The following is a 24416-nucleotide window of genomic DNA, read 5'->3' as shown; positions in this document are numbered from 1 at the left end:
TATGGTGGGCCGGACCGCCTACATTCGGCCGCGACCTGATGTATGATCACTGCCAAATGCTGCGCAAAGAACGAACGGCTGGAATGACGCACTACAATGCAAAAGAACGAACCTCCAGCGAACGTCAGCTTTGGCCTGGTTGTTCCAATGCGGACACTTTTCTCAAGGTCTCAAGGTATCAAGCGGCTTCTAACCTGCCCTGCGAAAGCATCCTCCGATATGCTTAGAACGGACCGGCAAGCGCGCATAGGCCTTTCTTGCCAAAGCCGAAAACGACCGGCACATTTTGCGCGCTCCCCTTAAAACAATGTCCCCTGATTGCCTGGCGGTTTGGCCGGTGCGGCTTTTTTGGCTTTCGGTTTCGGCTCAGACGCCGGTCCGTCTTCAACAATAGCGGCAATGCTGGCGTCGGCGAATTCCAGGGAAATGCGCTGGTGCCTTGTGGTCTGTGACGCTGCTCTGACGGGCTGTCCGGCCTCGTCGCGCACCAGGGCAAAGCCGCGCTGCAGGACGCTTTGATAGGACACCAGCCTGAGCAATTGAGACTGGCCATCGAGTTTTTGCCGGGTTCTGTCGATGCTGGCGGCAAAGGCGCGGTGCAGGCGCGCCGTGCGCTCGTCGAGCGCAGTTCTGGCAAGCGCGGTCTGGCGGATCAGCACAGAAGGTTTCAGGGCTCCGACGCGCTTCCAGTCTTCACGCCGGCGCTCGACAATGCGTGCCATGACAGTGCCAAGACGCAGCGCCGCCTGGACCTTGCGGTCGCGGGCACGGGAAAAATGCAGCGCCAGAATGCGCGGCCGCATGTGGCTTCCTGCCGCAACCAGCCGGGTGCGGTGGGATGCGGTATTGGCCGACAAGGCGCTGGTCAGACGCTGGGCTGCGGTGTCAAATCTCTGGCGTGGCAGGCCGAACAGAGCGTCGAGCGAAGGCATCGCCCGGCTCAGGGCGCGCAGGCCATTGCGCTGCTGGTCAAGGCTGCGGCGCATGGCCTGGGCATTGCGCAGGCTCAATGTGTCGACGGTGTTTTCAAGATCGTGGCGCACCGGCACCGCCATTTCGGCGGCCCCGGTCGGGGTCGGTGCACGGCGGTCGGCAACATGATCGATCAGCGTCCAGTCGGTCTCGTGGCCAACCGCTGAAATGACCGGAATTTGCGATGCGGCCACCGCCCTTACAACGGCTTCATCGTTAAAACCCCAAAGATCTTCAAGACTGCCGCCGCCGCGCGCCACAATCAGCAGATCGGGCCTTGGAACAGCATCGCCGGTGAAGCGGTTGAAGCCATCAATCGCGCTCGCCACCTCGTGGCCGCTGGTCTCGCCCTGCACCCGCACCGGCCAGACCAGAACATGGACCGGAAAGCGGTCGCGCAGCCGGTGCAGAATATCGCGGATCACGGCCCCGGTCGGGGATGTCACGACGCCGATGATTTTTGGCAGAAACGGCAGCGGTTTCTTGCGCGCGTCGTCGAATAGGCCTTCAGCAGCGAGTTTCTTGCGGCGCTCCTCCAGAAGCGCCATCAGCGCGCCGACACCGGCCGGCTCGATGCGCTCGATGACAATCTGGTATTTCGACGAGCCGGGATAGGTGGTGAGCTTGCCGGTGGCAATCACCTCCATGCCCTCCTCCGGGCGGATTTTCAGTTTTGAGAAGACACCGCGCCAGATCACGGCCTCGAGCCGGGCGCGGTCGTCCTTCATCGAGAAATAGGCGTGGCCGGATGAATGCGGCCCGCGATAGCCGGAAATCTCGCCACGCACGCGGACATAGCCAAATGTGTCTTCAACAGTGCGTTTCAACGCGGCAGAAATCTCGGTGACCGAGAATTCGGCGACATTGCTGTCACTGGAAGAACTGTCCTGAGTAGAATCGGCTTCTGTCTTGTCTGTTTCGCTCATGGCTTGCTGTGTCCGGGTTCGGGGACGCGATTCGAAAATCTTGACCAGATAGCTATCTGTGTGTCACCCAATCGCGCAAGGCGTCAAGAAAGAGCATGATGGGCGAGCGCACCGATTTTCGAACCAAGCGGCTGTATGTCGAAGATGCGCTATTGGCGGGACAGGCCATAGAGGCGGATCGCGCCAAGGCGAACTACCTGCTGAATGTGCTGCGGCTGAAAGCCGACGATAGCGTGCTGCTGTTCAATGGAAGCGATGGCGAATGGCTGGCGGATATTGTGCCAGGCGGCCGAAAAGCCTGCTCGCTGGTGCCGCAAAAACAGCTTCGCCCGCAGCCGGAACCTTATGATCTGCAGCTTTATTTCGCGCCTTTAAAACAGGCAAGGCTGGATTATATGGTGCAAAAGGCGGTGGAAATGGGGGCCGGATATCTGCAGCCGGTCATCACCCGCTATACTCAGGTGCAAAAGCTCAATTCTGAGCGGATGCAGGCCAACATGCTGGAAGCGGCAGAGCAATGCGGCATTCTGACAGTCCCGGAGCTGGGCGCGCCGATCACGCTGGAGCGGATGCTTGAGACCTGGCTTACTGATCAGGGCAACCGGGTGCTGATTTTCTGCGATGAACTGGCGGAAGCTGCCGCCGGGGCGCAGGGGCTGACGGCCATTGACGGCCGGCCGCTGGCGGTACTGATTGGACCGGAAGGCGGATTTTCCGAAGATGAGCGGCATTTGCTGCACAGCAAATCCTTTGTTCACGCGCTGTCACTGGGGCCGCGAATCCTGCGCGCCGACACCGCTGCCGTGGCCGCGCTGGCGATCATTCAGGCTATTATCGGTGATTACCGATAAAGGGTTGCCATGCTCTGCGATGGCGCAGTATGGTCGCGCCGCTTTGGCAATAAGGAATTCGGCATATGGCCCGTGATACTGCTGACGACACGCCGCTTGACAGTCGCGCTGCACTGATTGAAGCGCTGAGCGAAGGCTGCAAGCCGAAAGACGCCTGGCGGATTGGCACGGAACACGAGAAATTCGGCTTTTACACCGATGATTATTCGCCGGTTCCCTATGAGGGCAAGCGCGGCGTCAAAGCTCTTCTGGACGGCATGAAGGCGAATCTCGGCTGGGACGGAATTTACGATCACGAGCACATCATCGGGCTGTTTGACCCTGTCGGCGGTGGTGCCATTTCACTGGAACCGGGCGGGCAGTTTGAATTGTCCGGTGCGCCATTGCAGACCCTGCATCAGACCTGCCGCGAGGTTCACGGGCATCTGGCCCATGTGCGCGAAATTTCCGATGCTTTGGGAATTGGTTTTCTGGGCCTGGGTGCCAGCCCGAAATGGACCCTTGAAGAAACACCGCACATGCCGAAATCGCGCTATGAGATCATGCGCAATTACATGCCCAAAGTAGGTCAGCACGGGCTCGATATGATGCACCGGACCTGCACCATTCAGGTCAATCTGGATTTTGCCAGCGAGGCTGATATGGTGCGCAAAATGCGCGTCGGCCTGTCGCTGCAGGCGGTTGCCACAGCGCTGTTTGCCAGTTCACCTTTTCTGAACGGCAAGCCCAACGGGTTTTTGTCGTATCGCGGCGAAATCTGGCGGGATGTGGACAATAACCGCTCCGGCCTGTTGCCATTCGCCTTTGACGAGGGTTTCGGCTTTGAATCCTATGTTGACTACGCACTTGATATTCCAATGTATTTTATCAAGCGCGGGGCTGATTATATTGATGCAACCAGCGTTACCTTTCGCGAGTATATGAATGGCAAGCGCCCGGCCGGCGCTGAAAAGGCGGATGTCACTCAGGGCGACTGGAAAAATCATCTGTCCACGGTGTTTCCGGATGTGCGGCTGAAAAGCTTTCTGGAAATGCGCGGTGCCGACGGCAATCCATGGCGCCGTATCTGCGCCCTGCCGGCGTTCTGGGTCGGCCTGCTGTATGATGAAGACACGCTTGCCGAAACCGAAGATTATCTGGCCGACTGGACCAATGAAGAACGCCAGACAATGCGTGATACAGTGCCGAAGCTGGCGCTCAACATGCCGTTCCGTAAAGGCAAATTGCTCGATGTCGCCAGGCGTGTGGTGATGCTGTCGCATCAGGGTCTGAGCCGGCGCAGCCAGATGAACGGTGCGGGGTTTGATGAAAGCCAGTATCTCACGCCGATTGATGAAACAATTGCCTCCGGCAAAACCCCGGCGGAGCTGATGCTTGGCAAATATCACGGCGAATGGGGCGGCGATATCGACCGCGTGTTCGAGGATTTCGCCTATTGAGGCGGCGACGCGGTTCTCTCCCGGTCTTCCGAGCGTCTCCCGAGCGTCTACAGCACTCCAAAGCGAAGGATTGATTTTGAACTTTCGTCCTGAAATTGTTCACAGCGATCTTGGTGCCGATTTTTTCGATGAGGTCAGCGCAGCCAGTTTTCCGCAGCACATCTTGCGCTATCGCAATCAGCGATGGGCCAAACGGGTCGGCCTCGACAAGCTCACGGATGAGGCATGGCTCAATCATTTTGGCCGGTTTGTCCCTGTTGCGGGCAGTTTTGAAAAACCTCTGGCGCTGCGCTATCACGGCCATCAGTTCCGCTCCTACAATCCTGATCTGGGCGACGGCCGCGGCTTTCTGTTTGCGCAAATGCGCGATCTGGAGGATGGGCGGCTGCTGGATCTGGGCACCAAGGGCTCCGGCCAGACGCCCTGGTCGCGCGGCGGTGATGGCCGGCTTACGCTGAAGGGCGGTGTGCGCGAGGTTCTGGCAACCGAAATGCTGGAAGCGCTCGGCGTTGATACATCGAGGACCTTTTCCCTGATTGAAACCGGCGAGGAACTGGTGCGCGGTGACGAGCCATCTCCAACGCGCTCGGCGGTAATGGTGCGCCTGTCGCACAGCCATATCCGAATCGGCAGTTTCCAGAGACAGGCGGCGCTGCAGCGGCCGGACAATCTGGAACAGCTGATGAACCACGCCATCCGCCATTACATGCCGCATGTCTGGCATGATGACCGCACTCGGCGCACTCTGGCATTCCTGACACAGGTCGCTGAAAATGTGGCCCGCACAGGGGCGGCATGGACTGCCGCCGGATTTGTCCATGGCGTTCTCAACACCGATAATATCAACGTCACAGGCGAAAGCTTCGATTATGGCCCGTGGCGGTTCCTGCCGAGCTATGATCCAGCTTTCACAGCCGCCTATTTCGACACGAGTGGGCTTTATTCGTTCGGCCGCCAGCCGGAAACATTGTTGTGGAATCTGGCCCGTCTGGCGGAATCGCTGCTGGATTTTGCCCAGCCAGACGAATTGGAACAAGCGCTGACGGGATTTTGGGACGTGTTCCAGTCGGCCCTGGCTGTCAATTTCTGCCGCCGCCTTGGCGTTGAGCCGACCGACAGCAGCAACGGTTCGGAAAGCGGCCTCTCGCTGTTGCGAGCCCTGATTGAATTCTGGACGGCGACGCAGGCACCGTTTGAACAGGTGATGTTCGATCTGCGCGGCGGCGCAACATCCTGCGGGCGATTAACCAACAGTCCCATCGCAGAGCTGTATTCCGATCCGAGTTTCGAGCCGGTCGCAGCGCTGCTGACGGAGAACTTCCGGATCACGGGCAATGCCAATCTGGATCATGCCTATTTTCAGCGCGCGAGCCCGCGCACCATGCTGATTGATGAGGTGGAAGCCATCTGGCAGCCGATTGCAGAAGCGGATGACTGGTCGTTGCTGCATTCCGCTCTCAGTGAAATTGCGGACATGCGCGACGCTTACCGGACGACCACATAGCTTCTGACATTCAATAAATAAATATTGGTGATCTTCGCGGGAGCAGAGAGCTTGCCAGAGTTGGCCGGCTTACTCCGCCAGCACCCGTGTGTTGGGGAAAATCACCCGGATCAAAGTGCCTTTGGCCGGCGTGCTTTCAATCAGAAACTGGGCGCGATTGGCTTCAACCAGAGCTTTTGTCAGCGGCAGACCAAGCCCGGTTCCCACCGAGGACTTGCGCATCCGGTCATTGCCCGGAGTGGTTTCAATCTGTTGAAGCTGCCGGAAAGGCTCCATGGCAGTCGCCAGATCGGCTTCACTCATGCCAATTCCGGTATCGCGCACACGCAGGATCAGAGAACCGTCCTTCTCGACAACGGCAGAGACGATCACCTGGCCGCCTTCGGCAGTGAATTTGATCGAGTTCGACAACAGGTTGAGAGCGATCTGGCGCAGGGTTTTGGCGTCTGCCACCACCCGCGGCAGATCCTCGCTGAAACTGGTGCGAATGATGACGCGGCCATCATTGGCCTGAGGCTGCATCAGGGCGACGCATTCTTTGAGGATTTCAACCAGATCAACAGCGGTAAAACTCATCTCCAACTGCCCGGCTTCAATTTTTGAAATATCCAGCATGTCATTGACAAGATTGATGACATGCGCACCGGAAGTGTGAATATCGTTGATGTAATCCTTGTAACGCGGATTGCCGATGGGGCCGAAACGCTCTTCTAGCATGACTTCGGAAAAGCCGAGTATGGCGTTCAGCGGCGTGCGGATTTCGTGGCTGATCTTGGCCAGAAAATCTGATTTTGCAGTGCTCGCCTTTTCTGCACTGTGGCGGGCGGCGATGAGATCATCTTCTGCGCGTTTCCACTGGGTTATGTCGCGCAACACCACACACAGGCGGGTCTCGGCGTCTTCGCCGGAGGCTTCCTCGCCGACACGGCCCATGGTCATGAATAACGGCATATAGCCGCCTTTTGCGGTCTGGCCGATGACTTCGCGGCCATCATTGAGAATCGATGCCACACCAGCACCGGTGATGCCGGCCAGATAATCATGCGCTGTCTTGTGGCTCTCCGGGGCAAGCAAAGCGGTCATGTCGCGCCCGATCAGACTGGCCTGATGCTCGTCAAAAAGCGCTTCGGCACCGTGATTCAGCGCCAGAATTCTGCCCTCGACATCGATCATCAAAACGCCTTCGGTCGCGGTATTGAGGATAGAGAGAAGTTCCTCGGCATTCCAGACTTCATCCTCCCGTCGTTCAGGCTGCGCGGCATCAACAACAGCTTCATCGGAAGCGTTGTCGACAGGCTCCACAATCAAAAGACTGGCGGGACGGCCGGCCCAGTCAATCCGGCCGATGGTGGCGCGGACACTATGGGCAATTTCGTTCCTGCCGGTAAACTGCATGACACCGCTGTCACCAACGCGGTCAAGCGAAAACCCCGACATCAGCGCAGTTGCATCTGCTGCAAGGAAGGCACCGGCATCATCATAGCCGGCCAGTCCGGCAAGTGCTTTGTTGGCAAACAGCAGCTTGTCTTCCCGGACCACCAGGATACCGGTCTGCAACTGGTCGAGCACAGTGCGCAGCGCCCTCTCGGTCGCGGCCTCGGTGTTCGGCCTGGCGGCATTCGCGGGTTGATGAGTGTGTCGATCGCTCTGTCCGACCGGCGGCGCACTGCGGGTTAGCTGGTGTGGTGGCCGACCGCTCTGATCGGCGGCCGGGGCATTTGACCGGCTGAATGGTTTTTTGCCGAGAGATTTGCCGATTTCCTCAAACGCGCGTCGTTCTTCGGCGGTCAGACCCCTCAAGCCGCTCTTCACATCGTCCGACGAGCTGGCGGGTCTTGTGTCGATAATGGCCGGAATTTCCGCTCCGGATTGCACAGAAGCGGTGTCAGCAGGATGGGTTGGTTTTGACCGGCTTGAACTGCCCACGCCGTTTTCTGCCTGATTGTCATTTTGCGACGAGCCCGGATTGGATGCGCTGTGTTCAGCCCGCAGCTGGCAGGCACCAAATCCGCGATATCCCAGAAACCGCTTTTCTGCATCGAACACCGGCATGGCAGACAGTTCGATCTCCGCCACCTTGCTGCGTTTGGGAAGCCGCCAGTCAAACTGTTTGCCGCTCCAGCTATCCTTCGAGGCAATTGCAGCCTGCACATCGCCGGACGGATCCAATTGAAAATCACCTGCCAGATCTTGCCAGCTGCGGCCTTCAAACGCGCCGCGCAAACTCACCAAAGTTTGGAATTCGGGGGATACAAAGGTAAATTTGAAAGCCTCATCCATACGCCAGACAAAGCGCATCAGATCGGGCTCGCTGCGCTTGCTGTCGCCTTCTTGCGGAAGCGGTTGGGGCGACACAGGAGTTTCCAGCGGAAGCTGCTGCGGCCTTGTGTCATTGGCGGGCGTCGGAACCCTGATCGCGGAAGCGGCCATTCTGCCCGGCTGTCCCTGCTGCACCACGCGCTGCAATGGAGTTTCTTCCGCATCGACCAGCAGCAGGAAGACCGTAGCTTTATCGACCGGCAATTTCAGCGCGGTGATGAGATGGCGCATGCCGCTCTGGATGTTGATTTGTTGCGACACCGGCGCGACACTGTCGGCGGCATCTTCCAGCAGTGTCTGCAGGGTTTCGGCGGCGTGGCGCAAATCACTGAACGCCCCTGAAGATGCGATCACATCGCCGCTGGCCGATAACAGAGCGGCATAGTGATGTCCTGATCCAAGCCAGTTGGCGAGCAGATCGGCGCGGCTATCAAAGTCGCTTGCTGCAGGCACACTCGCCGGGCGCAGCAGCACACCGGATACACCATCCATGTTCCGCAATTTGCTGACAGTGACCATTTCCAGAGGCGTTGCGGCGCTGCGGCCCAGGCGCAGGCGCTGGACCTGCTCGCGGTCACTGCGCAACCAGCCGTATAAATGCCGGATCTGTTTACGCAATGGCAGATCCTGCGGAAATTCCTCACTCAACAATGTTTCAAGGTCATCCGCACCCAGACGCTGCGCACCGGCGGGATTGGCCCAAAGCAACTGGCCGCCATCGGGTGACAGAACCAGCGCCGGCTCACCGGACAGCACCAGCGTGCTCAGCGGTTCGCAGGCGGTCCAAGCCATAAATGCCCGATTGTCACGACGTTTCGACAAGTGCTCTCCACTTTTCTCAATTGCACCGCAGTTGTTCAACGCGGCTCGACGCTCCGGATTCCAACACCGGGTTCAACGGTCAGGACCCTGGTCAATCCAATCAAAATCAGCGCCATTGTTAAGAATTTGTTAATACAAAGTGCCGAGCGGGTCCATCTATTGTGCCAAATACGGCATTTTGATTGCAAACAGAGTTAAAATCCGCGCCAATCCCCGCGTTCCACAGGGTGAGACGCGGATGCCAACAAAATGGCCCGCTGGCAACTTTTTATGTTGCACTGCACAAATTATTCACTATATATTGCATTGCAGCATAACCATTTCAAACTTGTGAAGGTAGGGACAATGAGCAAAAAATACGACATGACAGAGCAGATGCGCGCTTTTGCCGAGCAAGGCATGGATCAGGCCCGCAAAGCGTTCGACACTTACATGGAGACAATGCAGGAGACCGTTAGCAAGCTGGAAAGCTCCAGCACCGACCTGAAGTCAAAAACCAGTGAAGCCAGCAAAAAAGCGATCTCCATTACCGAGGCGCATATGAATGCAGCTTTCAGCCAGGCCGAAAAACTGGTCACGGCAAAAGATCCGCAGGAAGCGCTGGAACTGCAGACCAAATACATCCGCGAACAGATTGATGCGCTGACGAAACAGGCGCAGTCGATGGGCGAAGAAGCCGTCAACGCGGTGAAGGACATTCAGGACAAATTCAAAGCCTGAAGTCTGCAAATCCATGGTGCGATGCAAAATTATGTTGCAACGCACCATTTCTTTCCTATATAGAGACTGCAACGGCTTGCCGAGACATTATGTTTACGCTGCAGGCCAAACGAGAACCTGGAGTTATTGACATGAGCACTGCAAAAACCACTGCCAAAACGAAAACCGCAGCCAGCAAACCCGCTGCAAAACCAGCTGCAACCGAAACAGTTGCTGCACCCGTCATTCCCGGAATGCCGAATTTTGAAGCATTCAAAGTCCCTGAAATTTCTTTTGGAGACACAAATATGTTCGATCTTTCGAAATTCGACATGAAAAACTTCGACATGCAAAATTTCGAAGTCCCTGCAATGGTGCGCGATATGGCTGAAAAAGCCGTTTCCCAGAGCAAAGACGGCTATGCAAAAGCAAAGGCCGCCGCTGAAGACTCGTTCGACATGGTTGAAGAAACCCTTGAAACCGTTCGTGAAACCAGCCTGGAAGTCCAGCAGAAAGCCATGGACAATGCCAAGGCCAGCACGGATGCGGTTTATGATTTCTTCAAAGACATGTTCGGCGTGAAATCAGTGTCTGAAGCCGTTGAGCTGCAGACTTCCTTCGCCCGCCAGCAGTTCGAAATGCTGAGCGCACAGACCAAAGACATGTCCGAACTGGCTGGAAAGGCTGCTACAGAATCTTTCAAACCAGCCAAGGATGCCGCTGAAAAAGTCATGAAGACCGCTTAAACAGCAGCCCTTCTGAACTGAGTTGGAAAAACCCGGGTTTGCGTCCGGGTTTTTCTGTTTTCAAGGTTGCTTTGCCTACAGCCGGCACCGCGTGCCTGACCGGCTTGACGGAAACTGCGACCAGGCAACCGGCAGAGTTACGCCATTGGATGAATGGTAAAGTTTTGCTTGAAATGCCGTCGGCGTCGGCTTACACACGGTTTCGCCCGCGCCTGTAACAAGGACTGGCATGTGCAGCTGTAGCTCAGTTGGTTAGAGCGCCGGATTGTGGATCCGGAGGTCGGTGGTTCAACCCCACTCAGCTGTACCATTTCTTTTCGATCCCACCTGTCCTGCCAACGATCTAAAGTTGGCCGCCCCGACGTTCCTGACGTTCCCGACATTACTGGCGGTTCTGCCGGCGGGTCACATAGGATGCGATCAGCACTCCGATTGTCACCAGCGCGATCATGATGGTACTGACCGCGTTGATTTCCGGTGTCACACCCAGACGCACCTGGCTGTAGATTTTCATCGGCAATGTGGTGGCTCCCGGACCGGTCGTGAAGCTTGCGATCACCAGATCATCAAGTGACAGCGTGAAAGCCAGCATCCAGCCGGCAATAATCGCCGGTGCGATTACCGGCAGGGTTATGACGAAAAACGTCTTTGCCGGCGGACAACCCAGATCACCGGCAGCTTCTTCCAGAGACCGGTCGAAAGTCACCAGCCGGGATTGCACGACAACGGCAACAAAACACATGGCGAAAGTTATATGGGCCAGTGTGACCGCCCAGAAGCCACGGGCAAAATCAATCGCCACGAATAACAGCAGCAGCGACAATCCGGTGATGACTTCGGGCATGACCAGAGGCGCATAGATCATTCCGGAAAACAATGTGCGCCCGGCAAACCGTTTATGCCGGGACAGTGCCAGAGCTGCCATAGTGCCGAGTATGGTGGCAATTGTGGCCGACAGAACGCCGACCCGCAACGTCACCCATGCAGCATTCAACAGACCTTCATTCTGCCAGATTTCCGCATACCACCTTGTGGAAAATCCGCCCCACACAGTGACCAGACGGGACTCATTGAATGAGAATAACACAAGCAGCAGGATCGGCAGATAGAGGAACGCGAAGCCGAAGACGAGAGATGTTATGTTGAACCAAGTGGTGCGCTTCACGAGATTTTCTCCTCAGCGCGCAGTTGGGCATTTTGAAACAGAACGATCGGTATCACCAGAAGCAGCAGCAGGATGATTGCCACTGCGCTGGCCACAGGCCAGTCCCGATTATTGAAAAATTCCACCCACAAAGTTCGCCCGATCATCAGCGTTTCCGACCCGCCAAGTAAATCAGGTATGACAAATTCACCCACGGCCGGGATGAACACCAGAAAGCACCCTGCCGCGACACCGGGGAGCGAAATCGGAAAGGTGATCTTCCAGAACGCCTTGATTGGCGTGCAGCCAAGATCGGCTGCCGCTTCCAGCAGGCGCTCATCCATGCGCTCCAGCGACGCATAGAGCGGCAGCACCAGAAACGGCAGATAGCAATAGACAATGCCGATATAAACCGCCGTGTTGGTATTGAGGATCGTCAATGGCTCGGAAATCACGCCAAGTGTCAGCAGCAGCTGATTAAGCAGACCCTCCTTTTTCAGGATACCGATCCAGGCATAAATTCGGATCAAAAATGATGTCCAGAATGGCAGGATCACCAGCATCAGCAAAGTGGCGCGCCAGGAATGCGGTGCCCGCGCCATGGCATAGGCCAACGGATAGCCCACCAGCAGAGTGAGCAAAGTTGCGAAAAACGCGATGGTCACGCTCGAAAGATAGGAGCGGTAAAACAACGGCTCCTCAAATAAAAATGCGTAATTCTCCAGGCTGAACTGCTGCATCTGCTGCCACAGTGCCGACAGCCCGGCGCTGATATCCAGTTTGGGACTATAGGGCGGGATCGATATGGCCGGTTCTGACAGCGAAATTTTGAGAACAATCAGAAAGGGCACGGCAAACAGCACAAGCAGCCACAGATAGGGCACGCCGATCAACAGCAGCCGCGTGCTGAAAAACCGCTTCAGGCTCTTCACGATGTCAGCAGGATGCCGGCATCCTCTCCCCAATACAGCCAGACCTTGTCCTCCCAGGACAGGGGCCGTTCCACCAGACGGGTGGTGTTTGTCTGCGTCGCATGGATGAGGCGTCCATTGCCGATCTTGACGTGATACACCGAGACATTTCCAAGATAGGCGATGTCGTAGATCACGCCTTCAACGGCATTGACAGGATTTGCCGGATCGATGCCGTCCGGCAGGTCAAGCGACAGGTGGATTTTTTCCGGACGTATCGCAAACCATCCGGTGTCTCCGGCGGACAGACCGCCGGTGTTGTCACATTGAATGCGCAGCTCCAGCCCCTTGTCGGGGTCTGGCCCGATACCGGAACACTGCATGCTGGCCTGCTGGTCAGCAAAGCCCTCCAGCCGGCCTTCCAGCAAGTTGATGTCGCCGATAAAATCCGCCACATAACGCGACGCCGGCTGTTCATATATCTCCGATGGTGTGGCGATCTGGATGATGCGTCCCTTGTCCATCACGGCAATCCGGTCGGCAACGGTCATCGCTTCTTCCTGGTCATGAGTCACAATCATGAATGTGGTGCCGAGCCGTTCCTGCAGATCCATCAGCTCGAACTGGGTTTCCTCGCGCAGTTTTTTATCCAGCGCACCCAGCGGCTCATCGAGCAACAGCGCTTTGGGACGCTTGGCCAACGAGCGGGCAAGAGCGACCCGCTGGCGCTGCCCACCGGACAATTGGTGCGGTTTGCGCCGGGCAAAAGCCTCCAGCTTCACAAGTTCCAGCATCTCCTCCACACGGGCCTTCAGATCGGCCGCTTTCATGCCATCCTGCTTGAGCCCGAAAGCGATGTTTTTTTCAACATTCATATGGGGAAACAGCGCGTAGGACTGAAACATCATATTGACCGGCCGTTTGTGGGGCGGGATGCCGGTCAGATCGGTGCCGTCAAGCTGAATGGTGCCGCTGGTCGGTGCATCAAATCCGGCCAGCATCCGCATCATCGTTGTCTTGCCGCATCCTGACGGGCCGAGCAATGCGAAGAATTCGCGCTCATGAATGTCGAGCGTCAGATTATCGACAGCGGTGAAATTGCCGAACCGCTTGGTGACGTTCCTGAAGGAAATAAAAGGCACAGCATCAGGATCATTCCACGGCGTAAAGTCCCGCCGGACCGGCCCCAGAGTTTTTGCCATACGAGTTTCCGCTTGCACCTGTCACGGTTGTCGGACACCGGATACCAGATGCAGGATACCGGGCACAATATGAAAAAGCCCGGTCTGTCAGAACCGGGCTTTCAGGGAAATTTTACTGGCCGGTCTTGACCCTGGTCCAGGTTCGCGTCAGCAGGCGTTGTTGCTGCGGTGCGGCAGCGGTTACCGTATAGAGGTTTTCGGTGGCTTGCGGTGTCGGATAGATCGCCGGATCGGTGATGACCTCTTCATCCAGCAGCGGCTGCGAGGCTTTGTTGCCATTGGCGTAATAGACATAATTGCTCGCCTTGGCGATGACATCAGCGCGCATGATGTAGTTGAGGAATTCATGGGCTTCGGCGACGTTCGCGGCATCGGCAGGAATTGCCATCTGGTCGAACCACATCAAAGCGCCCTCTTTCGGGATCGAATATTCAACCGAAACCCCGTTTTCGGCTTCCGCAGCGCGGTCACGCGCCTGCAGAACGTCGCCGGACCAGCCGACCGCCAGACAGATATCTCCATTGGCCAGCGCATTGATATATTCAGAGGAATGGAACTTCTGCACGAAAGGCCGGATGCCGAGCAGCAGTTCCTCAGCCCTGGCAAGAGATTCGGCCTCCTTGGTGTCAGGGTCAAGTCCAAGATAATTCAGCGCAGCCGGGACCAGTTCGGTGGGCGCATCGAGAAAATGAATCCCGCAATCCTGAAATTTCGCCAGAATGGCAGGATCGAAAATCAGTTTCCAGCTGTCGACAGGGGCATCGGCCATGCGTTCAGCAATCATATCTACATTGTAGCCGATGCCGGTCGTGCCCCACATATAATTGATGGAATAGGCGTTGCCCGGATCATATTTGGCGACACGGGCCTCGATTTCAGGCCACATGTTTTTCAGGTTGGGCAGTTTTGATTTGTCCAGCTTCTGGAACACACCGGCCTCTATCTGGCGCTCCAGAAAAGTGCCGGTCGGCACGACAACATCATAGCCTGTTCCGCCGGCCAACAATTTGGTTTCAAGGACTTCATTTGAATCGAAAACGTCGTAGACAATTTTGATTCCGGTCTCAGCGGTAAAGTCCGAAAGGACTTCCTCGTCAATGTAATCGGACCAGTTAAACACATTGACGACACGTTCCTGCGCAAAGGCCGCAGTTGCGCTGATGGACAATGCGAGGCCGAACAGGCTGAATTTAAATGCTGATTTGGATCTGATCATACAATCCCTCAAAAGAAAGAACCCGAGCCGGAGCGGCTGATTGGGGTGGAAGACTGCCCCCTGGCACAAAACGATAGGAGGGAATGCGGCCTATCTCAAGATTTTTTTACCCCGACCGAGGCGTGTAAATTTCATTTCTCAACCATAGGTACTGCGTTCCAGAGGCGTGATTTCTGCTGCGAATTCATCAATCTCGGCCTGTTTCAATGCACAGATGATTTTATGGCCAAGCGGCGTGAAAGCTTCTTTGGCAAATGCGCTTTGACAAAACAGCTGCAGTGCCACATCCGGGCTTATAGGCAAGTGTCCGTCATGGGTGTCATAAGCATTTTGTTCAACCGGATTTGCAGGTTCTGCGGCCTGATTGAGGCCCTCGCGCATCGCCGCCAGCAAGGCTGTCATCACCAGATACGGATTTGCATCGGCCCCGGAAATGCGGTGTTCGAGCCGTGCCGCACTGGGCGGTGAAGCAGGAATGCGCACCGCGACAGAGCGGTTATTGCGGCCCCAGACTGCCCGCGTCGGGGCATAGGAACCCGGACGCAGCCGGCGAAATCCGTTGATCGTATTGATAAACACAAGGGTGCACTCGGCCATTGTGTCCAGAGTGCCGGCAATGGCATATCGCAACAGCGCCTCGCCTTGCGCAGTTGAGAAAATATTGCGGCCCGCATCATCCAGCAAACTGATGTGAACATGCATGCCGTTGCCAGCCTGACCGGGGAACGGTTTGGCCATGAAACTGGCTTTCAGACCATGCGCCGTGGCGCATTCGGCGATGATGCGCTTCAGCAGGACAGCCTCATCGGTGGCGCGCATGACATCGGCGCGATGGTTGAGATTGACTTCGAACTGTCCGGGCGCAGCTTCCGACACAATCGTATCCACCGCAACGCCCTGTCGCGCGGCGCTTTTAGTGATGTCGTCAAAGACTGCCGAATACTGGTCAAGCGATTGCAGCGAATACATGTTCTGGCGCTCAGGACCGGGTCCGTGACCAACCGGCAACGGCTCTCCCTCGCCGTTCAGTTTGGCTGGATCAAACAGAAAGAATTCAAGTTCGAAAGCGGCGCAGGCTGTCAGCCCCTCGGCGGTGAGCAGGTCTACCTGGCGCGCCAGAATCTGCCGTGGGTCACCCAGAAACGGCACTCCGTTTTCATCTTTCATGGTCAATATCAACTGGGCGGCATTCTGGGTGCCGATGCCACTTCGGCTCAGCGTACCGGGGACGGCAAAACAGAAACCGTCTCGGTCTCCGGTATCGATATGCAGGCCAGTATCGTTGACCTCACGTCCCCATACATCAAGCCCGAACAGGGAGAGCGGGAAGTTGACGCCTTCGCCATAGGCTTTTTTCAGAGCCGTGACAGGCGCCCACTTGCCCCGCAAAATGCCATTCAGATCAGAGATCAGAAATTCGACAATTGCGATCTCCGGATGCGCGGCAATAAAGGCGTCTGGTTCAGTGTCTGCTTGTTTCAACATAATGGCCTGGAACGCGTTTTCGACGGATAATTAGCTTCGTTTGTGACTACGCCCCGTGATACGCTTTGGCAATCTTGCAATGCATCTTACAGGTTTTTATGACGATTTCCGACACCTCCGGCACGCTGCAGATGCTGCGCGGCGTTCCCGATATGGCAGCAGCCAAAAAGTGGCTTGCCGAACGCCAGATTGAAGACCTTGAATGCATGACCTGCGATCAGGCCGGCGTTGCCCGTGGCAAGCTGATGCCGGCTGAAAAATTCTTCAATACGCCGGACATGAACATCCCCAGTTCTGTTCTGACCCAGACCATCACCGGTGATTACGCGCTGGACAATGATACATTCCAACACGATCCGGTTGACAGCGATCTGGTGCTGAAACCTGATCTGTCAACCTTGACCGTGGTGCCCTGGGCCAACGATCCGACAGGCCAGATTATCCATGATGCATATTACAAGAACGGCGATCCGGTCGATATTTCACCACGCAATGTGCTGAAAAAAATTCTGGCGATGTACGCTGATATGGGTCTGCAGCCGATCATTGCGCCCGAGCTGGAATTCTATCTGGTAAAGCCGAATACAGATCCCGATTATCCGCTGGAGCCGCCGGTCGGGCGGTCCGGGCGGTCCGAAAGCGGACGGCAATTATACTCCATTTCCGCCGTCAATGAATTTGATGATCTGTTTGACGACATCTATGATTATTCCGAAGCACAGGGTCTGGAGATCGATACGCTGGTGCATGAGGAAGGCGCCGGGCAGATGGAAATCAATCTGCGTCACGGCGATCCGCTGATGCTGGCCGATCAAGTGTTCCTGTTCAAGCGCACCATCCGGGAAGCGGCCCTGCGCCACAATATGTATGCCACTTTCATGGCCAAGCCGATTGCCGGTGAACCGGCCTCCTCGATGCATATTCACCAGTCGGTGGTCAGCATCGAGAGCGGGGACAATGCGTTTTCCGGGCCCGGCGGCGAGCCGACCGATCTGTTTTACAATTTCATTGCCGGACAGAACGCCTTTCTGCCGAATGTGATGTGCATTCTGGCGCCTTACGTGAACTCCTACCGCCGCCTGGCACGCAAAACGGAAGTTGCCGTCAATGTGAACTGGGATTATGACAACAGGACTGTCGGATTGCGCGTGCCGCTGGCCGGAGCGCAGGCCCGCAGGGTGGAAAACCGGATTCCCTGCTCCGATGCCAATCCGTATCTGTCCATTGCCGCCAGTCTGGCCTGCGGACTGATCGGGATTCAGAAGAAAATGGACCCGCCTCCGCCGCTGTCCGGGTCTGGCGAAGGCCTGCCTTACGGCGTTCCCCGCGGGCTGCTGGAAGCGGTTGACCGGTTCGAAAAATGCCCGGAACTGATTGACATGCTGGGAGCCAGATTTGTAGCCACTTTCTGTGCCATCAAGCTGGAAGAATATGAAACCTTCATGGCGGTCATCAGTCCCTGGGAACGCGAATTTCTGTTGTTGAATGTGTGACGCTTATGAACCAGTTATCCAATCATTTCCCGACCGCCGAACTGCAGAACTCCGATGCCGCACATCATCTGCACCCGTTTAGCGACCACGAGACGCTGATCCGCGAAAAAAGCCGCGTCATCGTGCGTGGCGAAGGCGTGTTTCTGTGGGATTCGGACGGCAACCGGATCATGGATGGCATGGCCGGCCTGTGGTGCGTGAATGTCGGTCACGGGCGCCGGGAAATTGCCGACGCCGTGCATGAACAGATGTTGCAATTGTCGTATTACAACACATTCTTCAAAACCACCCATCCGCCGGTGGTCGCCCTGTCGGAAAAACTGACGGAACTGTCGCCAGACGGTTTCAACCGGGTGTTTTTTGCCGGCTCCGGATCAGAGGCAAATGACACTGTGCTGCGCATGGTGCGCCATCACTGGGCGATTCTGGGCCGGCCGGAAAAATCCCACATTATCGGCCGCAAGAACGGCTATCACGGTTCGACAGTGGCTGGCGCAAGCCTTGGCGGCATGAGCGGCATGCATGCCCAGGGCGGTGTGTTGAGCGGCATCAGCCATATCCGCCAGCCCTACTGGTTTGACGAGGGCGGAGATCTCGATCCGGACGCATTCGGCCTGCTCTGCGCAAAGGCGCTGGAAGAGGAGATTGACCGGCTGGGCGAGGACAAAGTTGCCGCCTTTATTGCCGAGCCGCTGCAGGGTGCCGGCGGCGTCATCATTCCACCGCCGAGCTACTGGCCCGAGATCGGCCGGATTTGCCGGGAACGCGATATTCTGCTGGTGGCCGACGAGGTGATTTGCGGCTTTGGACGGACCGGCGCATGGTGGGGCAGCGAAACATTCGGCATCGAGCCGGATCTGATGCCGATCGCCAAGGGCCTGTCGTCAGGGTATCTGCCGATTGGCGGCGTTCTGGTGAAGGACACGGTCGGAGATGTGATCACGTCAGGAGGCGGTGAGTTTTATCACGGCTTTACCTATTCAGGGCATCCTGCCGCCTGCGCAGCCGCCCTGAAAAACATTGAAATTCTGCAACGCGAGCGGATTGTCGAGCGGGTGCACGATCATATCGGACCCTATCTGCAGGCCCGATGGGCATCGCTTGGCGATCATCCGCTGGTTGGCGAAGCCCGCATGGTCGGGCTGGTGGGCGCACTGGAACTGGTGCCGGACAAGCCCTCACGCAAGCGCTTTGCCAATGAAGGGCTGGCCGGCGGGATCTGTCGCGATCACTCCTTCAAGAACGGGCTGGTGATGCGGGCTGTGCGCGATTCGATGATCATATCGCCGCCGCTGACCATTACCGAAGAGGAAGTGGATCTGCTGGTGGCTCTGGTCGAAAAAACGCTGGATGATACGGAACATACGCTGCGCAGCACAGGACGCCTGTCTGCATGAGCGAGCAAGGCGGCTCTGCTACCGCTTATCCGCCGGACAGCTATTACACCCATTCCGCCGCCCTGCCTGAAGCCCGTCCCCCATTGGCCGGGGATTGCCGGGTCGATGTGGCGATTATCGGCGGCGGCTATACCGGCCTCAGTGCCGCGCTGCATCTGGCCCAGGCGGGTCTTCGTGTCGCTGTTCTGGAAGCAAAGCGCGTCGGATGGGGTGCTTCGGGCCGCAATGGCGGCCAGATACATTCCGGTCAGCGTCAGGACCCGGAATGGTTTGAAGCACGCTACGACGACGCGGTCGCCAGGAAATTTTTCCAGATGGGGGAAGATGCCAAAACCCTGGTGCACAGGCTGATCGAAAAACACCGCATCGCCTGCGAGTTGAAAGCCGGATTGATCCATGCCGCGCACAAGCAAAGTTTTGTGCCCCTCTATCGCGATCATGTCGCGCATATGACTAGCCGCTATAATCATCCCCTGGCGTGGCTTGACCGGGAGGAAGCCTGCCACCGGCTTGGCACGGATGCTTATTTCGGAGCTATTTATGATCCCACTGCAGGACATCTGCATCCGCTGAAATTCGCCCTCGGTCTGGCTGAAGCAGCGATTGCGGAAGGGGCGCTGATCTTTGAAAACACGCCGGTTCAGCAAATCACCGATTGGGATCAACCGACCCTTGTGACGCCGGGCGGAGTGGTGCGGGCAGACAAACTGCTGCTGTGCGGCAATGGCTATATGAGCGGTCTGGCGCCGGAGCTGGATGCCAGGGTGATGCCGATCAACAATTTCATCGCCGCGACGCGCCCGCTGAGCCCAACGGAAATTCCGCTGCCAGGTGATGAGTGCGCCTCGGACAGCCGGTTTGTGATAAATTACTGGCGTATGAGTGCGGATAGCAGGCTGCTGTTTGGCGGCGGTGAAAACTACTCCGCCAGATTTCCGCCGGATATCAAAGCCTTTGTCCGCAAGCCGCTTTCGCTGATTTATCCGCAATTCAAGGACATTGAGATTGACTATGCCTGGGGTGGCACGCTGGCGGTGACGGTTCACCGGGTCCCACTGCTGCAGCGCCTGAAAGACCGGGTCTGGACCGCCGCCGGCTTTTCCGGTCAGGGCGTTACCATTGCCCCTCTCGCGGGTCAGATTCTGGCGGAGGCCGTACTTGGCCGCCCGGACCGGCTTGAAGCCTATGCCGCTTTGCCAACACCGGCGTTTCCGGGAGGCAAACTGCTGCGGCCGGCAGTGCTTGCGCTGGGCATGGGCTGGTTCGCGCTTCGCGACCGGCTGTGAGTGCCGGGCGCCGGGCAGGCACAGGTCAGGCAGGCAAAGATCAGCCCGGCAAAGAGAAGATGTGTTCCGGCAGGCCGGCAACTTCGACATTCAGCGAAAACACACTGCCCGCGCGCAATTCTCCTGGGTGCCGCGCACTGGTCACAAACAGCGTTTTCAAATCCGGACCGCCAAAGGTGCAACTGGTCAGATTGCTGACCGGCATGTCGATGATCCGGTCAACCGAGCCATCAGGTGCCACACGGACCAGGCAGGAACCGCCGTAGCGGGCATTCCACAAATAGCCTTCACTGTCGACCGCCGAGCCGTCCGGTCTGCCGCGGTCAAAGCCGGAAAAGAATGGGCGCTTATTGGCAATTTCGCCCGTCGTTGCGTCATAGTCCCAGACAAATATCGTATTCTGCATGGTGTCACCGAAGTAAAACCGCGTCTTGTCCGGCGACCAGCACAGAGTATTTGAAATGCCCAGCTCGCGGTCTTCAACCGTTGCACTGCCATCAGCCAGAACCCGGTAAAGCGTGCCAAGATGCTTTTCGGTGACCGGAGTTGCCTGGCCGTGTTCGTCAACATTGTTCTGCATCGAACCGACCCAGAAATCGCCGAACGGGCTGGGCCGGCCATCATTCAGGCGGCTTGCCGGCCAATTCGTCTCCGGTGCCGCAAAAGGGGTTCGGCTGTCATCCGCTTGATCCCACACAATCAGCTTCGATCCCAGAGCCAGCAAAAACACGCCGGGCCGGTCGGTCAAAGCTGCAGCACAAACCGGTTCGTCAAACAGCCAATGTCTGACTGTGGCGGTTTCGGGATGATAGCGCTGCCATAGAAAGCGGTTGATATCAGTCCAGTAAAGCGCCTGATCGGCTGCTGACCAGACCGGGCCTTCGCCGCACCAGTTGGCTGCGGGAACGGCAATTTGAATGTCAGTCATTTTCTGCCCCGTTGAGGTTTGATCGCTCACAGCGAGCTACCGGATCGTTGTTCGCATGTCTATTCAAATGTCGTGTAGCCGATTGTCACAGATTTCGGCGACCCGCCGGAGAGGCGGTTGATGCGGAACTGGCTGATCCGGCCCTGGTCGGTCCGCAGGCAGACATAGGACCCGACCGGCAGGTCGCGCAGTGACACAGGTGCAGAGGCGTAACGCGCTGTGGAGCAACCTCTATGGCCGCGGTTTGAGCGGTCGCCAATAGCGAATGCAGAGCCGTTTTCCGGTGCCAGATAGAGCTGATCGTGCCCGACCGCCTGAACCCGGATATCAGCTCCAACGCTGCCGATCCTGCCACGATCCAGATCCGCCCGGTAGGTTTGCGGAATGTTGATTTCCCCTGTGGAATAAGTGCGCGGAACCGGTGCTGCGACTGTAGTTTGGCAGCGGAAACCGGCGGCGCGTGCTTCGCAATTTGCTGCATCAGGCGCATAGATTTGTATGCTTCCGGACGGACCGTAATCACACTGCAATACTGTCCGGCCACCCAGCTCAATGATCCTGGTGGTTTGCAAGGTCCAGATCTCGGGAGTGCTCCACCATCCTTCTGGCAAGGCTGACGTGACCTCGCGTCTGATTTTTTCCAGCGGACAGGAAATCGTCCGGATGGCAGCCTGTGCTACGCCGCCGGATTGCAGCACTACAGCGCTGGCCAGTCCGGTTGCAATCAGGGATGCCGCGCTGACACTGCGAATTGAGGCAGAAAGACACTTTAAAAATACGATCTTCATACTGTTTCCCTGCCAAATGATCCGGTCATCAACGCCGTCTTGATACAACGCATGTGATGGCAGAATCTGATCGGTTCACCGGCGCAATCCGCTGTGTCAATTTTACTGAACATTGTGTTCAGATTGAATTCGTCCGCCGGACGTGGCAAGCCCGTGACTGGTCAGGAAAAGTCGGAGAAATTTGTGGGTATTCTGGTAAATGGCGAGTGGCAGAGCGATGCAACTCAGAGGAAAGAATCCGGCGGAAAATTCATCCGCAAAGATGCTGTTTGCCGCAACTGGGTGACGACCGATGGCTCAGCTGGCCCTTCCGGCGAGGCGGGATTCAAGGCGGAGCCCGGACGTTATCATCTTTATGTGTCCTATGCCTGCCCGTGGGCGCACCGCACCCTGATCTACCGCGTTCTGAAAGGGTTGGAGGAGCTGATTGATGTGTCGCATGTGCACTGGTTTCTGGGAGAAAACGGCTGGACTTTTGAAGCGGATGAAGATGGCATTGTCGGCGACCGGCTGTTTCACGGTGATCGGTTGTATAAAATATATCAAAAGGCAGACCCGGAAATTTCCGGCCGGGTGACGGTTCCGGTTCTGTGGGACAAGCAACGCAGCACGATAGTTTCCAATGAATCGTCAGAGATAATCCGGATGTTCAATTCGGCGTTTGATGATGTGGGCGCAAAACCGGGCGATTTTTACCCGCAGCAGCACCGCGCGGAAATCGACCGGCTCAACGCCATCATTTATGACACATTGAACAACGGGGTCTACAAAGCAGGCTTTGCAACCACCCAGGACAGCTATGAGGAAGCGGTGGTGCCACTGTTTGAGACCCTCGACATGCTGGAAAAGATGCTCGCGGAAAATCGCTTTCTGGTAGGTGATCGACCCAGCGAAGCGGATTGGCGGCTGTTTCCCACCCTGCTGCGATTTGATGCCGTCTATCATGGCCACTTCAAATGCAACCTAGCGCGGCTGATCGATTATCCGAATCTCTGGGCCTATGCCCGCGAGCTTTACCAATGGCCCGGCATTGCCGGCACGATCAATCTGGACCATGCCAAGAAACACTATTATCAGAGCCATGAAAGCATCAACCCGACACGGATTGTCCCTGTCGGCCCGCTGATTGACTGGTCAGAGCCGCATCAGCGCGACCGTTTTGGATCTTAGAGCGAAATCACGGCTTTTCGACCAAGCATTGGCGAAAACTCTCGGCCATATTCAGGATCAGCTGGAAATACAACTCCGGCCCCTCCTCCAGATCGCTGCCAAGCGGATCGAGAACGCCGGCTTTGGCGTCCGTGCCTTCGCGGATAACATTGACGATACGGCTTTGAAACTGCGGCTCTGAAAAGACGCAGGCCGCCTCCAGTTCCTTGACCTTGTTCTTGATTTCCGTAATGCGCGCCACGCCGGGCATTGTGTCTGGATTGACTGTCAGCGAGCCGATGGCGTTCAGGCCGAAGCGATCTTCAAAATAGCGGAACCCGTCGTGGAAAACCACAAAGGGACGGTCGCGGACCGGTGCCAGCAGAGTGTTGACCTGTTCAGTCAGTTGCTGCAAGCGGTCCCGCGTGGCAGCTGCATTGGCGGCAAATTGTGCGGCATTGTCCGGATAAAGCTCCGTCAGACGTCCGGCAATATAACTCACCATTAATTCGGCATTCAGCGGATCAAGCCAGATATGCGGATCATAGGCAACAGGATTGCCCGATCCATTGTCGCCGGGCTGGGCTTGTAGTGCCGAAATTCCATTCTCCGCTGTCTTAGGGGATGCAAAAGCACCACCCTCGCGGACAGGCAGACGTTTCACGCCGGGCGTATCTTCCAGGGGCACCACGCCGGCTTCGCGGCCAAGTGTGGCCAGCGGCTTTACCAGAAACAGCTCGAGTTCCTCACCGATCCAGAAAATCAGACTGGCCTGCTGCAGACTGCGGGCCTGCGACGGCTTCAAGCTGTAAGTGTGGGGCGAGGATGCGCCATCAAGAAGAAGTTCCGGCTCCGCGACGCCGGCCAGAACGCCCGACACAAGAGCGTGCACCGGCTTGATGGAGGTGACAATATGGTCGACGCCTTCTGACGCCTCGCTTTCAAAACGACCCGAAAACGGACTGGCGAGTGCGCCGAGCAAAACTGCCAGCGCAAGAGTATGAACAATACGCATAAACCATCCTATGAGCAAAAAATGTTATAAAGTTACACTCATCAATAATGATTGAAACGAGCTGTGACAAGGGGCTTTGCAACAGGTTTTTGTAATGACCGGCAAGAGGTGCTATTTCTGCGCG

General features: G+C 56.9%; 19 protein-coding genes and 1 tRNA gene. 10 read left to right on the top strand and 10 right to left on the bottom strand.

The features are described 5' to 3' along the window. Nucleotides 1-299: 299 nt before the first annotated feature. Complete coding sequence (gene xseA / locus RAL88_RS17105) at nt 300-1898, bottom strand: exodeoxyribonuclease VII large subunit (protein ID WP_306265107.1); 1599 nt, start codon at nt 1896-1898, stop codon at nt 300-302. 98 nt (nt 1899-1996) lie between these two features. On the opposite strand from xseA, the gene RAL88_RS17100 reads away from it, so the two are divergent. The 3 genes from RAL88_RS17100 to RAL88_RS17090 all read left to right on the top strand — a co-directional run bounded on the left by RAL88_RS17100 (nt 1997) and on the right by RAL88_RS17090 (nt 5692). After that, nucleotides 1997-2749, top strand: coding sequence for a 16S rRNA (uracil(1498)-N(3))-methyltransferase (locus RAL88_RS17100; RefSeq protein ID WP_306265106.1), 753 nt, complete (start codon nt 1997-1999; stop codon nt 2747-2749). A gap of 65 nt (nt 2750-2814) precedes the next feature. Further along, nucleotides 2815-4188, top strand: coding sequence for a glutamate--cysteine ligase (locus tag RAL88_RS17095; protein WP_306265104.1), 1374 nt, complete (start codon nt 2815-2817; stop codon nt 4186-4188). Between the two features lie 73 nt (nt 4189-4261). Continuing rightward, on the top strand, nt 4262-5692 hold the full coding sequence (locus RAL88_RS17090; protein ID WP_371932189.1) for a protein adenylyltransferase SelO: 1431 nt from the start codon (nt 4262-4264) through the stop codon (nt 5690-5692). A gap of 69 nt (nt 5693-5761) precedes the next feature. On the opposite strand, the gene RAL88_RS17085 is transcribed toward RAL88_RS17090, so the two are convergent. Then, nucleotides 5762-8833, bottom strand: a complete 3072-nt coding sequence (locus RAL88_RS17085; RefSeq protein ID WP_306265101.1) for a PAS domain-containing hybrid sensor histidine kinase/response regulator — start codon at nt 8831-8833, stop codon at nt 5762-5764. 345 nt (nt 8834-9178) lie between these two features. Here RAL88_RS17085 and RAL88_RS17080 point away from each other — a divergent pair, with 345 nt between their 5' ends. The 3 genes from RAL88_RS17080 (at nt 9179) to RAL88_RS17070 (ending at nt 10588) form a co-directional block, all read left to right on the top strand. Beyond that, nucleotides 9179-9553: a phasin family protein gene (locus tag RAL88_RS17080; RefSeq protein ID WP_306265100.1), complete on the top strand. Its 375-nt coding sequence runs from the start codon at nt 9179-9181 to the stop codon at nt 9551-9553. 131 nt (nt 9554-9684) lie between these two features. After that, nucleotides 9685-10278 carry a phasin gene (locus RAL88_RS17075; protein WP_306265099.1) on the top strand — a complete coding sequence of 198 codons (594 nt, stop codon included), beginning with the start codon at nt 9685-9687 and terminating at the stop codon, nt 10276-10278. A gap of 233 nt (nt 10279-10511) precedes the next feature. Further along, a tRNA-His gene (locus tag RAL88_RS17070) sits at nt 10512-10588 on the top strand. A 72-nt stretch (nt 10589-10660) separates the two neighbouring features. On the opposite strand, the gene RAL88_RS17065 is transcribed toward RAL88_RS17070, so the two are convergent. From RAL88_RS17065 to RAL88_RS17045, 5 genes are all read right to left on the bottom strand, one after another. Further along, complete coding sequence (locus tag RAL88_RS17065) at nt 10661-11443, bottom strand: ABC transporter permease (RefSeq protein ID WP_306265098.1); 783 nt, start codon at nt 11441-11443, stop codon at nt 10661-10663. Next, entirely contained in the window at nt 11440-12354 is a 915-nt protein-coding gene (locus tag RAL88_RS17060; protein ID WP_306265096.1) for an ABC transporter permease subunit, read from the bottom strand. Before RAL88_RS17060 ends, RAL88_RS17065 begins: the two co-directional genes overlap by 4 nt. Continuing rightward, nucleotides 12351-13535, bottom strand: coding sequence for an ABC transporter ATP-binding protein (locus tag RAL88_RS17055; protein WP_306265094.1), 1185 nt, complete (start codon nt 13533-13535; stop codon nt 12351-12353). Before RAL88_RS17055 ends, RAL88_RS17060 begins: the two co-directional genes overlap by 4 nt. Nucleotides 13536-13647: 112 nt before the next feature. Continuing rightward, a complete protein-coding gene (locus RAL88_RS17050) occupies nt 13648-14751 on the bottom strand; it encodes a polyamine ABC transporter substrate-binding protein (RefSeq protein WP_306265092.1) in 1104 nt (367 codons plus the stop codon). Between the two features lie 138 nt (nt 14752-14889). Beyond that, nucleotides 14890-16236 carry a glutamine synthetase family protein gene (locus RAL88_RS17045; protein WP_306265090.1) on the bottom strand — a complete coding sequence of 449 codons (1347 nt, stop codon included), beginning with the start codon at nt 16234-16236 and terminating at the stop codon, nt 14890-14892. Nucleotides 16237-16334: 98 nt separating this feature from the next. On the opposite strand from RAL88_RS17045, the gene RAL88_RS17040 reads away from it, so the two are divergent. The 3 genes from RAL88_RS17040 to RAL88_RS17030 are packed head-to-tail and all read left to right on the top strand — an operon-like array spanning nt 16335 to nt 20412. Further along, nucleotides 16335-17729 carry a glutamine synthetase family protein gene (locus tag RAL88_RS17040; protein ID WP_306265088.1) on the top strand — a complete coding sequence of 465 codons (1395 nt, stop codon included), beginning with the start codon at nt 16335-16337 and terminating at the stop codon, nt 17727-17729. 5 nt (nt 17730-17734) lie between these two features. Next, complete coding sequence (locus RAL88_RS17035) at nt 17735-19126, top strand: aspartate aminotransferase family protein (RefSeq protein ID WP_306265086.1); 1392 nt, start codon at nt 17735-17737, stop codon at nt 19124-19126. Further along, nucleotides 19123-20412 carry an FAD-binding oxidoreductase gene (locus RAL88_RS17030; protein ID WP_306265084.1) on the top strand — a complete coding sequence of 430 codons (1290 nt, stop codon included), beginning with the start codon at nt 19123-19125 and terminating at the stop codon, nt 20410-20412. The genes RAL88_RS17035 and RAL88_RS17030 overlap by 4 nt, the downstream gene beginning before the upstream one ends. A gap of 40 nt (nt 20413-20452) precedes the next feature. Here RAL88_RS17030 and RAL88_RS17025 read toward each other — a convergent pair whose 3' ends face one another. Together RAL88_RS17025 and RAL88_RS17020 are read right to left on the bottom strand one after the other, a co-directional pair. Further along, the gene (locus RAL88_RS17025; protein WP_306265082.1) at nt 20453-21340 is read right to left on the bottom strand and encodes an SMP-30/gluconolactonase/LRE family protein; all 888 of its coding nucleotides are present in this window, start codon (nt 21338-21340) and stop codon (nt 20453-20455) included. A gap of 59 nt (nt 21341-21399) precedes the next feature. After that, the gene (locus tag RAL88_RS17020) at nt 21400-22128 is read right to left on the bottom strand and encodes a hypothetical protein (protein WP_306265080.1); all 729 of its coding nucleotides are present in this window, start codon (nt 22126-22128) and stop codon (nt 21400-21402) included. A gap of 183 nt (nt 22129-22311) precedes the next feature. On the opposite strand from RAL88_RS17020, the gene RAL88_RS17015 reads away from it, so the two are divergent. Then, the gene (locus RAL88_RS17015) at nt 22312-23298 is read left to right on the top strand and encodes a glutathione S-transferase family protein (RefSeq protein WP_306265078.1); all 987 of its coding nucleotides are present in this window, start codon (nt 22312-22314) and stop codon (nt 23296-23298) included. Between the two features lie 7 nt (nt 23299-23305). Here RAL88_RS17015 and RAL88_RS17010 read toward each other — a convergent pair whose 3' ends face one another. Beyond that, entirely contained in the window at nt 23306-24292 is a 987-nt protein-coding gene (locus tag RAL88_RS17010; RefSeq protein ID WP_306265076.1) for a zinc ABC transporter substrate-binding protein, read from the bottom strand. Nucleotides 24293-24416: the final 124 nt, after the last annotated feature.

This window comes from Pararhizobium sp. IMCC3301 (assembly GCF_030758315.1).
GTDB lineage: Bacteria > Pseudomonadota > Alphaproteobacteria > Rhizobiales.
This window is presented reverse-complemented; position numbering and strand designations above follow the sequence as displayed.

Bases quoted from the DNA above. Each gene is read 5' to 3' on its own strand.
- xseA (WP_306265107.1), bottom strand. From the start codon at position 1,898: ATGAGCGAAACAGACAAGACAGAAGCCGATTCTACTCAGGACAGTTCT.
- RAL88_RS17100 (WP_306265106.1), top strand. From the start codon at position 1,997: ATGGGCGAGCGCACCGATTTTCGAACCAAGCGGCTGTATGTCGAAGAT.
- RAL88_RS17095 (WP_306265104.1), top strand. From the start codon at position 2,815: ATGGCCCGTGATACTGCTGACGACACGCCGCTTGACAGTCGCGCTGCA.
- RAL88_RS17080 (WP_306265100.1), top strand. From the start codon at position 9,179: ATGAGCAAAAAATACGACATGACAGAGCAGATGCGCGCTTTTGCCGAG.
- RAL88_RS17075 (WP_306265099.1), top strand. From the start codon at position 9,685: ATGAGCACTGCAAAAACCACTGCCAAAACGAAAACCGCAGCCAGCAAA.
- RAL88_RS17055 (WP_306265094.1), bottom strand. From the start codon at position 13,535: ATGGCAAAAACTCTGGGGCCGGTCCGGCGGGACTTTACGCCGTGGAAT.
- RAL88_RS17050 (WP_306265092.1), bottom strand. From the start codon at position 14,751: ATGATCAGATCCAAATCAGCATTTAAATTCAGCCTGTTCGGCCTCGCA.
- RAL88_RS17045 (WP_306265090.1), bottom strand. From the start codon at position 16,236: ATGTTGAAACAAGCAGACACTGAACCAGACGCCTTTATTGCCGCGCAT.
- RAL88_RS17040 (WP_306265088.1), top strand. From the start codon at position 16,335: ATGACGATTTCCGACACCTCCGGCACGCTGCAGATGCTGCGCGGCGTT.
- RAL88_RS17035 (WP_306265086.1), top strand. From the start codon at position 17,735: ATGAACCAGTTATCCAATCATTTCCCGACCGCCGAACTGCAGAACTCC.
- RAL88_RS17030 (WP_306265084.1), top strand. From the start codon at position 19,123: ATGAGCGAGCAAGGCGGCTCTGCTACCGCTTATCCGCCGGACAGCTAT.
- RAL88_RS17025 (WP_306265082.1), bottom strand. From the start codon at position 21,340: ATGACTGACATTCAAATTGCCGTTCCCGCAGCCAACTGGTGCGGCGAA.
- RAL88_RS17020 (WP_306265080.1), bottom strand. From the start codon at position 22,128: ATGAAGATCGTATTTTTAAAGTGTCTTTCTGCCTCAATTCGCAGTGTC.
- RAL88_RS17010 (WP_306265076.1), bottom strand. From the start codon at position 24,292: ATGCGTATTGTTCATACTCTTGCGCTGGCAGTTTTGCTCGGCGCACTC.